Here is a 12,892-nt window from a genome sequence, read left to right as displayed (position 1 = left end):
TTCCTGTCTGCGGACGGAATAGCCTTTTTCTATATCTTAGATATATGATACAGGAAGAAACCCCTCTTACCAATGAAGATATCCGGCTCCTCAAAACTGCGGCAAGGATCACAGGATTACGGTGGTTACTGCTATTATTATTCACTGCTATTACACTTGTTTTAGCTTCCCTCCTGCTAATGGCTGCCTGCGGCAGACATGCTTCCCTTTACATTCCCGTTTCTGTAGCCTGGCTTGTAATAATGTCTATCTGTTTTTTTATGTGGCGCCGTGCCCTGAAACAACGGCGTATTATCAGGTCGGGATTGCAGGGCGGGAGAAAACGCCTGGTGCGCATAAAGATAAAAGCCCTTCATGCTTCTCATAAACGGGACAATCTGCAGTATGTGAGCACCAATCATGAGATCATCGAGGTGAAGGCTGCATTGCCCGAGAAAAGCTTCTTCTACGAACAAAGGAACAGTTATCACCATGCGAACGTCAGCAACATCAGCGGACTAACCGGTCAGGAGGTGGTGCTCCATATCAGTGCCGGCGGGAACATCCTGCTGAAAGCTGAATACCCGTATACGCCGTATGCGGAGACAACGGCAAAGATCTCTGCGGATGATCTGCTGCTGATGAAGGAAAAACAGTCCACACTGGTCAAGCTGTTCCTTACCGGCTGTACCGGTCTGGCATTGATCCTACTACTCGGTGGCATTGCCAAAGGTTATTATTCTAACCTCTATATTGTTATTGCCATCATTTATATCATCTTCTTCCTGCTGGCGACGCCTGCTTATTATGTCTATAACAGTTATACCCGGGCCGAGAGTAAGATCATTGTTCGTGGGAAAGTGACGGAGATCATCTCTACTGTCAGGCACAATCAGGGTACCGGTGATGTCTATTACCGGGTGAGCGACAAGCTGTTCCTTGTCAGACCTATTGAGAACCTGGGCACCAAAGTCCAGCCCGGCAACGAGGTAGAGCTCCATTTCATCCGTAGGAAGAATGGCCAGCGGGGCAGAATGCTATATGATATAAAATGTTAGCAACTAATAAAAAGTTAGTAGTAACTTTGTGTTAGTTAAATGTGATACAAATGTCTTTTAAATCTCAAAACCGTATCGGGGCACAGGAATGTACAGAGGCTTTAACAGCTGTAGGTGACGCCTTGTATGTAATAGGTGGAAAATGGAAATTAAGGATCATCATAGCCCTGTCTGAAGGACATACCAGGTTCAATGAGCTGCAACGCAAGGTGGACGGTATTTCTGCCCGTGTATTGTCAAACGAGCTCAAAGACCTTGAACTGAACAACTTCCTGACCAGAACGGTACAAACCGGCTCTCCTGTTATTGTGGAGTACAAGCTGACAGACTATGCCGACACCTTGCAGGATGTCCTGAAGTCATTACAGGCCTGGGGCGCTATGCACCGGAGAACTATCAAGGAGCGGATGCGGCAGGAAGCACTGGCCACCTCTTAAACACCACTATCGCGCTATGTTGTTAACCGATGGAAAATATTACGGCAATACGGTTCACCGTCTTGAGTTGGAGCACTTCAATCTCACGCTGACGGTTTATGCCTCAGATGCTCATCTGCCTAAACACCATCATGAGAATCCTTATCTCAGTCTGCTGCTGGAAGGTAACTACGTAGAAAAGGGTGCTAAAGGCGAGACCATTATAGCCGGAGGCCATTCTATTTTCAGACCTGATGATCATGAACATGCCAATATTTTTGACGGTAAGCCCGCCAGATGTTTTAACCTGGAGTTGAAAAACAACCTTGCAGGCACATTCAACCGGCAGATGAAGGCACAGGATACAATGATCTTCAAACAATCTTTTCTTGATCTGTTCCTGCTGCACTACCGGTTTGTAACGGGACATGCAGCTGATACGCTGGATATGCTTTCTTTCGAGATCGTGACCAGCCTGTTTGAGCAGGACCAGCTTAGCAGGTATGGGCAGGCCAGCTGGATAAAGACAATTACTGAGCGTATCCATGATATGCCGGATGAACAGCACCTGGTGGACGCGCTGGCGGCAGAAGCCAATGTACATCCGGTGTACATGTTGCGGAAATTCAAAGAGAAGACAGGCCTGCGCCTGTCAGAATACATTACGAGGGTGCGCCTGGAGAAGGCGGCCAACAGTATTGTAGCCGGTCATGATAATCTGACGGGCATCAGTTATAGCAGCGGGTTCTATGATCAAAGCCACTTCAGCCGCAGTTTCAAAAGTTATTTCGGCGTCTCTCCACGCGATTTCAGCAAAACGATAAAAGGTTAGTTCTGTACAAGTTTATCCCTTACGGGCGCACTTACTTTGCTCATAAAGTAAGCACCCGTAAAACATGAAACACATCACCACATTATCCATACTTTTTCTGCTGATAACCAGTCTTTGTACTGCCCAACAAACAGACATGCGGTGGCAGAAAGCTGCCCAGACATTCTTCACTTTTAACATTGATGGTTCGGCGGTCATTCTCAGGGATATCCTCAACGATCCGCGTACCAGTAGCAGCGATAGCGCCAAGGTGTATAGCACACTCGCACTACGCGACTGGCAATTCCATCGTAACTATGAACTGGCGGCCAAACGCCTGGACAGTGCGCTGGCACTTCGTTCCGGCAGTAATGCTTCTCTTGTGGCGCTCAGCAATATCGCAACAGAAGCGGGCCACTACCCTGCTTCACTGGAAGCTGCGGATAAAGCGCTGGCCAGCGCGGCCAATGCCGCCGAATGGAGAGAGGCGGCCATAGCCTATGCCAACACTGTTTATCTTTCTTCAAAAAACAACAAGAAACAGGATACGACCCTATTGGGTAAAGCAGGCCGGTTGCTTGAGGGAGTGCTGGACCAGATGCCGGGACATCCGCAGGCAGCGAAACTACTGGTAGGGACAGGCGTCCTTAAAAAAGACGGCAGGTTCCTGTCAGATGGCTGGAATGCCTATTTTCATTTTGCTTCGGCTGACAGTGCTTATGCTTATCTAAAGGAGCCTGCGGGCGTGTTTTTAGCCGTATTACCTCATTGGAAGGCCTCATCTGCCGAGAATGAACAAATAGCCGCCGCACTGGCTAAATCGGGCTTTTACGAGTATGCAGCATTGCTGGCAGGACGTTCACAGAAAGACATCATTGCTTATGCCAGGTATTTGCAGGAAACAACAACCCTGACGGATGATTACTACCGGAAACTGGCAGTACATGCTCCTACCAGCGACAGCCTGTTTGAACAGCAGGTACTATCTACCTGTGCACGGCTGTTAGAAAAGCTGAAACTATCCGCAGGAAAAGATACACTGACATATGAAAAGTTCCTGGAGTTAGTGCAGCCCAGATTCGGTGCAATGGGTTTTCTTGGGACTACATCCAGCTTTCATGCAAAAGAGATCTGCCTGGGTCAGATCGTTAATGTTACCCGCAAGGAAGTATTACAGTACGGATATAAAGCCTCTCTTACATTTATTGAAATAGACCTGATGACCTCCAATGGCTTCATCAGCTGGTTCACCAATAAAAGAATGGGAAACGGCGGCTGGTCTGTAAATGATACTATTTACAGAGTACGGGAAGCATATATCAGAGAACCGATGGAGGCCTGGACAATGATCACAGACAGCACTGTACGAAAAGAGAAATTATCCATCTTTGAAAATGCTATTGCCGGTACCATTACACCTGATACTACCACCCTGCTGGCCGGTATCAACGGTCTGCTGCGCCTGAATGCGATGGATAGCCTCTATGCCATGTTATACAGACAGGGACTGCGTGGCAGCGATCTGCAATTGCAGTTCATGAATACGCTTGAAAGAAGGCAGGAAGATGCTTCTATCTTCGCGCATGAAGGCAGACATAGTATTGACCAGATCTATTTTGCGAAAGACTTTGAAAATGCACCCAGCAGCGAGCGGGAATACCGCGCCAAACTATCTGAAATGACCTGTGCTGATTTCCCGGTATATATATTCGGCAAGATCGTCAGCAGTATCGGTCCTTCGGGACATGGTCAGGCCAACAGGAGAATACTGGATGATGCACTTGCCTGGATGGGAAAACATCAGCCGGAGATCAGCGGCTATGATACCACACAACCCGCTATCAGGCAGCTCTACCGGCTTTCGGCCGATCAGATACAGTCTTGTTTCCGTGAAGTGGACCCGTTGAACAAGCAGTAACGCTATTCTCTTTTCAGACTTTTTACCGGATCAGCTACAGCTGCCTTTACTGCATAGAAACTTACCGTTGCCAGTGCAATAGCGCTTACCAGTAAAGCGGCTGTGGCAAACATCCACCAGCTGATCGTGATACGGTATGGATAATTTTCCAGCCACTTGTTACCTGCATACCAGGCTACTGGTATAGCCAGTACCAGGGATATAATGACCAGCTTCAGGAAATCTTTTGACAGGATCGTCACCACTGAAGCAACCGAAGCGCCCAGTACCTTGCGGATCCCGATCTCTTTTGTTCTTTTCTCTGCGGATAGTACTGATAATCCGAAGAGACCAATGCATGAGATGAAGATCGTCAGGATAGCACTGAGCAGGATGATCTGTTTCCATTTCGCTTCCGCTGCATAGTTCTCCCTGTTATCGACGTCTTTGAATTCATAACCATACGGACTAAGAGGGAATATTTGTTTAAATACCTTCTCTATATCATGGAGTGCAGCAGTTTCACTATTGGGTCTTATTTTAATAAATGTCTTGCCGTACCCATTACTATGTTTCATCGTGAATAACTGCGAACCGATCTTTTCCGTCAGTGAGGCATAGTGATAATCTTTTACCACACCGATCACTGTATATTTTTCTCCTTCCTTATACCAGAAATCCACTACCTGGCCGATAGGATCTTTCCAGCCGGCCTCTTTTACAAATGCCTCATTTACGAGAACGGACCGTATTGAATCGGCAGGAAAATCTTTAGAGAAATTACGTCCTTTGACAACTGGTATTTTCAGTTCGGGGATGTAATGTTCATCTACTGTTTCATAACTAAAATGGATATTGGTCTCACCATTGATATGGGCTGTCGTTCCCCAGGTACCACCGTTTTTGAAAGCCACATCTGCTATGGCCTTGCTCTTCATCAATTCTGATCTGACATGTTCTGTCTGTTCAGCGACGATCCTGTTGTGACCGACGGTCACCAGGTTCGTATCATCATAACCCAGCTTCTCATTCGTCAGATAATTGAACTGCGAGTAAATAGTGAAGGTGCCTATGATTAAAAAAGATGCCAGTGTAAACTGCAGAATAACCAGTCCTTTTTGGAGATAGTTTTTACCTCCTAACGTGAACCTGCTGTATAATACTTTCACCGGATTATAACCGGACAATACCAATGAAGGATAAAAGCCTGCAAGCAGACCGGTGAACAGGAAAAGTGTAATATATCCGGCAACCAGTTTTACATCAAACAGATAGGATAAGGCAAGCGCTTTATTTGATAGGTCATTAAAGACCGATAAGGATAATTGTACAAGGATCAATGCCAGTGTAAAGGCAGCAAAGCTCAGGATAAAAGATTCACCCATAAACTGCATCATGAGCTGTCTTCTGTCGCCACCCACTACTTTACGGATGCCGATCTCTTTTGCACGTTTCAGCGAACGGGCTATTGTGAGGTTAACAAAATTGATACAAGCAATCAGCAATATAAATAATGCGATACCTGAGAGGATGTAAGAGTAAACAGGATTGCTGCTATCGGTAAGGCCATTGTTTGCACTGTAGGCTTTACTCAGGTGCAGGTCTGGCAGGGATTGCAGGGTATACTCCACTGTACCGAAAGGGCCATACCGTTCTACCATTCTCTTTCTGGCTTCATTGGCGTCCATTGCATATACCTTTTTCATCTTTGCCTCCACCTGTTTCGCATCAGCGCCTGGCTGCAGCAAAACAAAGGTGTTCAGGAAAGAATTGAACCAGCTTTCATCGTTTGCCTCGTCCTGTGCCGATACCCTTATTGGCATCAAAGCGCTGAACTTGAGAGAAGAGTTCTGTGGACATCTTTTCGCTACCCCTGTTACTGTATATGGTTTGAACGCATCGTCTCCTCCTTTCATCATGATGGTTTTACCCAATGCATCTCTTGTACCGAACTGTTTCATGGCCAGGTCTTCACTGATAACAATTGCATCAGGGGCCAGCAGCGCAGTTTTGGGATTACCACTCAGTAATGGGAATGAAAAGAGAGAAAAGAAATTCGAGTCTACCAGATGTATCTCCTGCGAGTTAATATCTACGCCTGTCCGTATGTCTTTCCTGTCGCTTTGTATGCGGACAAAGGCTTTGATCTCAGGGATGTTTGCCGTGAATCGCGGTCCCTGTAAATATCCTGTCGTTCCGTTTGTTCCCTCTACAGCACCATCCACCGTATAACTCTTCGCACCTACACGGTAGATCGTGTTCAGATTCTCGTGAAACCTGTCATAACTGACCTCATCTTTCACGTATAAGATGATCAGCATACTACAGGCCAAACCTATACTTAGTCCCAGAATATTGATGACCGAATAGATCTTATTCCGTAACAGGTTTCTTAACGCAGTTTTGAAGTAGTTCTTAAACATAGGAGATAAAGTTGCTGCCAGGTCTGGAACAAAAATAGTGACAACTTTGGAATAATATGATAATCAGCAACTTTCACATCTACAATGCAGTAATAATGTCCGGTTTTGATACAATGGTGTCCGCTTGCGGCATAATACAAAAGGGGCGCCGCAAACAGATGCGACACCCCTTTTTTATCATAACCGGATATTAATCAGAAGATATATCTCGCACCCAGCTGTAACTGCCACCTGGAGATCAGATCAGGGCTGGTGATGAAAGTTTCGCGTTGGGAAGGATCGAACTGGTAAATAGCTTTACCATTATTATCCCTTCCTACAACACCTACGGGTTGATAATAACCTGTGGTACTTGCAAACTTACGCAGTCCCCATTTGCTGCTGATCATATTACCCAGGTTCACTACATCAAGGCTCAACTGGATGGTGCTCACCTTTTCTTTTCCTTTGAAGTTAAAGTCCTGTAATACGCGCATATCTATCTGGCTGAACCAGGGAGTAGTACCTGCGTATTTACCGGTATACTGACCACGATGGCTACTCAGGTATTCATCCTGGTTGATGAACCTTTCCAGTGCTGCTCTTTGCGCCTGCTCTGACTGACTTGCGCCTTCTGCATCGATCAGCGGAGCGAAGCTCATGTTCCCTATTTCAGCAGCTGTAGGCACATACATCAGGTCATTGGCGAAAGAACCATCATTGTTCAGGTCTCCTCCATATACATAAGAGTAACGGTTACCGCTTGTCCAGTTGCTGAAGAACGATACGGTGGTAGCATACTTTCCTTTACAGTATTCAAATTTCTTGATACCGGCGAAAGTGATACGATGGGTGTTACCATACAGGGAAGTAGATTCCACTGCCCTGTTAGCGTTACCGATAACGGGGTTACGGTCAAATGCATCACCGGAGATCTCGGCAGAGATAGAGCTGGCGTCTTTCGCTACGAGGTAGTTATATCCCAGCATGAAGAAATATCCTTTGCCAAAAGTTTGCTGCGCCTGGAAGGTCCCGTTGAAGGAGTAACCTACTTTCTCATTGGTGAATACATAAGTTGCGGTATTTCCTTTATCGGATGCCTGGTACACAGCGCGGTTATCGCCGGTGCCTGAGTTGAGCACACCTGTAGGTGTACCCAGGCCATAGTCGCGCACCATCATGGCATTGATATCTTTAGAGTAGGCGACATCTGCACTCAGCACAGTACCGATCGGGAGTTTATAATCCAGTCCGATATTGGAACGCCAGATCTGCGGCCATTTGAAATTACGGGCGGTTACATTGTAGTAACCAGTGAACGGATTACCGATCGCATTACCCAGCCATACAAATGGGAAGCGGCCGGTAAACAGACCTGTACCACCACGCAGCTGTACGGTCTTATCACCTTTAATATCCCAGTTAAAACCTAAACGTGGCGATACCAGTACTTTGCCACTTGGCATACGGGTATTGTCAATTTCCTGTCCAGGGCCATTCTGTACGGGAACACCGTTCTTATCGAACAGGTTCAGATCGTCCGTATTAGGTACGGTCGGAGAACCCGTTGTAAATGTACCGGCGAACGTACCATCGGGATTTAAGTTAGGGCTGCTGTAACTGGCTTTGGATGTGAAGTACAGCGCCTTGTCAAAACGTACGCCGTAGGTCAGCTTGAAGTTATTGGCTACGCTGAATTCATCCTGCAGATAAGCTGAAAGCTGTCCTACGGTGAGATAGTACCATGTCCATTCGTCGGCCGCTACGCGGTTCTTGGCATATTCAACATTGCCGTCATAGTCTCCGGCAGCTACGTTGTTCAGGAAGGTAGCGATATCCACACCAGAGAATACGGTAAAGCCAAACCCTGTCAGGTTAAAGGAGTTACCGAATTTGAACTGTTCATAGGATGCTCCGATGGTAAGGGTATGTTTGGGGAGGATGATGTTGAAGTTATCTGTCAGCTGCAACGCATCCTGATTGAGGCGGTTATTAATGGAGAAAGGCTCGTATCCTGCTACTATATAAGGCACACTATATTTGGTGATGTTCAGTACGGGGAAAGGCGAAGAGAACGGATCGCGCTTGTCCCTGAAGCTGGTGAACACTGCACGGAACTTATTGGAATAGGTATCGTTGAAGTTAGACTTCAGCTCCAGTCCGAAAGAGTGCAGTTTGTTGATCATCTTATATCCGGAATTGCGGAACTGCAGGGTGATGGCATCTGGCCCGCGGCGGTTGATAGCATTGGGGTGTGCCGTTTTCTCCTGCGATGCATCCAGTCCGTTATAGGTGAAGGACAGGTTATGCTGGCTGTTGATCACCCAGTCAATTTTAGCCAGCCATTTGTAGTTCTTACGTTCCAGTTCAAAATCCTGGAAAGGGCCGGTGTCATATCCGAAGCGGTTCTTGAGCGCTGTGCTGACTGCGTTCAGGTCTGATTCCAGCACGCGGGATGTCGTCACTCCTCCGGCATTACTGTTGTTCCTTGCCACATAAGCGCTGGCGCCGTCTTTACGTTGTTCTGTTTCGAAATTGACAAAGTAGAACAGTTTATTCTTCTTAATAGCACCTCCCAGCGAGAAGCCTCCCTGGAAGCTTTTAAGGGTAGGTACTGTTACCTTCTCCCCGTCTATTTTATCGCCCGTAAGGCCGTCATTACGGTAGAAGCCATACACGGTACCACCGAATTTATTACTACCGCTTTTCGTTACGGTGTTCACGCCTGCTCCTGTAAACCCTGACTGTGTCACGTCATAAGGCGCGATATTGATCTGGATCTGATCGATAGCGTCCAGTGATATAGGCTGCGCGTTTGTTTGTCCGCCGGGAGCCGGTGCATCCAGTCCGAACGGGTTATTGAACACGGCGCCGTCCAGTGAGAAGTTGTTATACTGACCGTTCCTTCCGGCAAATGAAATACCATTGTAGGTAGGGGAAGCGGAAGGGGTGATACGCAGATAATCATCCGCGGAGCGGGAGATCGTCGGCAACTGCCGGATCTGCACAGAGCTAATGTTGGTAGAAGCCCCTGTACGCTGGTCATTGAAGATGGTAGAGCGGCCGCTGATCACCACTTCATTCAACTTACCGGCGGCTTCGATCAATCGAAGGTCCAGCGCGGTGTTTTGTCCGAGGGTAAGATAAATACCTGTCGCATTTTCGGTACCGTAACCGGTGAATGATACTGTCACGGTGTAAGGTCCGCCTACGCGAAGGTTCGGTACTACGAAGCTTCCGTCCGATTTGGTCACCAATCCCTTATTGATACCTGCATCGGCAAAGGCAACGCGTACGGTGGCGCCGGGCAGCGGTTGTCCTGCCTGATTTTTAACGATACCGCTCAATGTGGCGGTCGTTACCTGGGCTTGTGCTTGAAAGAATAGAATACAGGCAATGAATAAGCTTCCTAATAGCTTAGTTAGATTTGGTTGATGCATCTTTTATAAATTGGGTAAGTAATTGCTACAATCTCTGAATGCTTTTAATCCCCAACAACACCATACAATTTACTCAAAATTCTGCGTATTTCATGGGGTTATGCTGCAGAAATTTTACTGGAGTTCATGTGAAAATAACATATATGGGGATTTGTAACGTGTAACTTTAAGTGGGATTGGCGGAAAGGGTGTTTGGGCTACCCTGAGGTTATATTGCGGGTGGATTGGTGTGTTTTTTCGCGGATGGGGGCTTACAGTGATTCGAGCATTGACCTTCTAGCTCGCAGTTCGGATGGAATCACTGGCTGCAGTTCTTTGAAGTTCCTTGCTATTGAGCGTTTTTAGGCGGATGGGCTTTAGGTAGGCTATTAAACCCCTGTGCATCTCGTCAGCCCACTTCAAATAACTGAAGGCCAGTGATTTCCATCCGAATGCTCGCCGCGGCCGGTCGCCCAAATAATATTCAGGTCCCTTTGCGATTGTTATGCGTTAAAAGAGCTTAATTTCACCCAAAAAGGCAAATTAGTCTTCTACTTCTTGTGAATCATTTGAGCGCCTTAATGAGGCTTAAAATGCCGCTTTCTGAGATTGCGGGTTGCTACCTTAACCCATGGTTACTCTTTTTTGTATTGATATTTAATTAAAACAGGACTATACAAGGTTTATACAAGCTTTATCTTACGTTCATCCTACGTCTTTGAACGTAAGATGAACGTAAGATAAAGCTTGTATAAAGCTTGTCTCGTCCTGTTTTAGTCCTGTTTTGGTCCTGTTTTAGTCCTGTTTTAGTAACTGTTTTAGTCACTGTTTTGGTTGACAGCTTAACGGCTTACGGGAAGCCATACGCTCATGTCGCTGGGGCCACGGTTGGCCCAGGCGTAATAAGGTATAAGTTTGATCGTAACAGGCTTTGAGGTGGTGTTCAGGGGTTTATATAATGTATTGTTCCAGTTGTTATGTTGCAGGAGCCGGGCCTCTCCTTCCAGGGCTGTTATCTTGCCGTTCTCCACTTGCATGGCTTTGGGTTGCAGATGAATAGATGCCGGTATGATGATGTCGGATAATGACTGGCCTTCCTTTAGGTCGGTCGATTCGATGCAGTATGCTATTGGGCCACGTTTTACGGCTACCTGGTTACGGGTTTCCTCGACCAGGGGATTGGATTCTACCAATGTGGCCGGCATGTCAAGTTTCAGCGAGAGCTGATCTCCTGCTTTCCAACGGCGCTTTATTTTCAGGTAGGTACCACTTTGAGGGGTTTCCTGTATCGGCTTGCCGTTTATTGTTACTGTTGCTTCTCGACACCAGCCCGGGATGCGCAGGAATAAGGCCATTTCTTTTGATGGTGCTTCCTTTAATGTGATAGCTATATTTCCATCCCAGGGATAGTCTGTTTGTTGTTCCAGTCTGATGGTGCCGTCATCCTTTAGTTTTGTGTGGAGGGTATTGCCTCCGTACATGTCTACGTATATTCCTTCGTCGTTTAAACTGTACATGTAATTGCTGACTTCTGCTATGGTGCGTACCGTATTGGGAGGGCAACAATTGGATAATGCGATATACGGCTGCCGTCCTCCCATCCAGCGTAACTGATAAGGGTAATCCTTTGATGCGGCCAGTGGGTTGGTGTAAAAGAATTTGCTGCCATCCATGCTTACGCCGCTCAAAATGCTGTTGTATAATGCCAGTTCAACAATGTCTGCATAACGTGCGTCGCCGGTGAGCTCCAGCATTCTGCGGTTCCAAAGTACGTTGCCGATATTTGCACAGGTTTCATTGTGCGCTGACAGATTGGGTAGCTGGTAATTCCTGCCGTATGCCTGATGTACCTTCTGGACAGTGTCAGGATTGTATGAAATTCCATCTACTGATACGCCGTCGTACAAGGAGCCGCATCCGCCGGTGATGTACATCTTTTTATTGATCACGTCATCCCACATTATGTTGAGGGTGTGAAGCAAACTTTCGTCACCCGTTTCAGCGTATACGTCTGCTACACCGGCAAACAGGTAGTTCGCTCTTACTGCATGGCCTACTACACGTTTCATATCTCTGAATGGTACGCGGTCAGAGTTATCGTCTGTGCCTTCTGTCATTCCCCTGATGTCGATCAGCTTCTTCGCGAGCGCCAGGTATTTCTTGTCGTTGGTTGTCCTGTATAGTTCGATTATGCCCATGTAATGTGAAGGACAAATGGCATTACGCGCCTGTTCAGGAGTGGCGTTATTGTAAAATGTTATCAGGAAGTCCGTTGCCTTCTTTGCAACGTTCAGTAAGGTCGTTTTACCTGTTGCCCTGTAATGGATGCAGGCGGCCGTCATCAGGTGGCCAAAGTTGTAGGCTTCGAAACTGAGCTTGTCGTCAAAGACGTTCTGCTTGCCTGTCTGCTTTTGTTCGATGATGGATTTGGTGTATACATAGCCGTCTTTACGTTGTGCTTTGGCTATTACACGGATAGCATCGTCCATCATACGGTCCAGGGCTGTATCTTTTGTTACAGCGTACATGCCGGCTACTGCTTCCAATGTCTTATAGAAATCACCGTCATGGAAAGACGGTCCGATGAAAGATCCCGTGTCAAGTCCGGCGGCTATTTCGAAGTTTTTAAACGAATGACATAGGTGCTCATCGTGGTAGGTGTTCCAGAGCTGCGGCACCATTGTATTTTTACATACTTCGAAACGCTCCGCCCAGAAACCTTTTGTCCACTGTACGCTTCCCATGTCCACACTTTGCAAACGGGCGTACGGACTGGCGTTCGTGTTGACTAATCCCTTCTGAGCGAATGCCAGCGCATTTGACAATACAAGGATCAACAGTATTATTCTAACTCTTTGCATCTTTTAATCTTTTTCCTGCAGATAACTTATTGAACTTACTGGTTCGGTT

7 protein-coding genes are annotated in these 12,892 nt (G+C 46.8%); 4 read left to right on the top strand and 3 right to left on the bottom strand.

What is annotated here, in order from left to right:
• Nucleotides 1–44 precede the first annotated feature (44 nt).
• The 4 genes from C7475_RS29025 (at nucleotide 45) to C7475_RS29010 (ending at nucleotide 4,182) form a co-directional block, all read left to right on the top strand.
• Nucleotides 45–1,037: a hypothetical protein gene (locus C7475_RS29025; protein WP_110056939.1), complete on the top strand. Its 993-nt coding sequence runs from the start codon at nucleotides 45–47 to the stop codon at nucleotides 1,035–1,037.
• A gap of 50 nt (nucleotides 1,038–1,087) precedes the next feature.
• Nucleotides 1,088–1,474 (top strand): helix-turn-helix domain-containing protein, encoded by a 387-nt coding sequence (locus tag C7475_RS29020; protein WP_110056938.1) that lies wholly within the window; start codon nucleotides 1,088–1,090, stop codon nucleotides 1,472–1,474.
• A gap of 16 nt (nucleotides 1,475–1,490) precedes the next feature.
• Nucleotides 1,491–2,285, top strand: coding sequence for an AraC family transcriptional regulator (locus C7475_RS29015; RefSeq protein WP_110056937.1), 795 nt, complete (start codon nucleotides 1,491–1,493; stop codon nucleotides 2,283–2,285).
• Between the two features lie 64 nt (nucleotides 2,286–2,349).
• Entirely contained in the window at nucleotides 2,350–4,182 is a 1,833-nt protein-coding gene (locus C7475_RS29010) for a hypothetical protein (protein ID WP_110056936.1), read from the top strand.
• Nucleotides 4,183–4,184: 2 nt separating this feature from the next.
• On the opposite strand, the gene C7475_RS29005 is transcribed toward C7475_RS29010, so the two are convergent.
• The 3 genes from C7475_RS29005 to C7475_RS28995 all read right to left on the bottom strand — a co-directional run bounded on the left by C7475_RS29005 (nucleotide 4,185) and on the right by C7475_RS28995 (nucleotide 12,843).
• The gene (locus tag C7475_RS29005) at nucleotides 4,185–6,584 is read right to left on the bottom strand and encodes an ABC transporter permease (protein WP_110056935.1); all 2,400 of its coding nucleotides are present in this window, start codon (nucleotides 6,582–6,584) and stop codon (nucleotides 4,185–4,187) included.
• 194 nt (nucleotides 6,585–6,778) lie between these two features.
• Complete coding sequence (locus tag C7475_RS29000; RefSeq protein WP_110056934.1) at nucleotides 6,779–10,003, bottom strand: TonB-dependent receptor; 3,225 nt, start codon at nucleotides 10,001–10,003, stop codon at nucleotides 6,779–6,781.
• A gap of 821 nt (nucleotides 10,004–10,824) precedes the next feature.
• The gene (locus C7475_RS28995) at nucleotides 10,825–12,843 is read right to left on the bottom strand and encodes a glycoside hydrolase family 127 protein (protein WP_110056933.1); all 2,019 of its coding nucleotides are present in this window, start codon (nucleotides 12,841–12,843) and stop codon (nucleotides 10,825–10,827) included.
• Nucleotides 12,844–12,892 lie beyond the last annotated feature (49 nt).

It is taken from the genome of Chitinophaga sp. S165, assembly GCF_003182155.1.
Classification (GTDB): domain Bacteria; phylum Bacteroidota; class Bacteroidia; order Chitinophagales; family Chitinophagaceae; genus Chitinophaga.
This window is presented reverse-complemented; position numbering and strand designations above follow the sequence as displayed.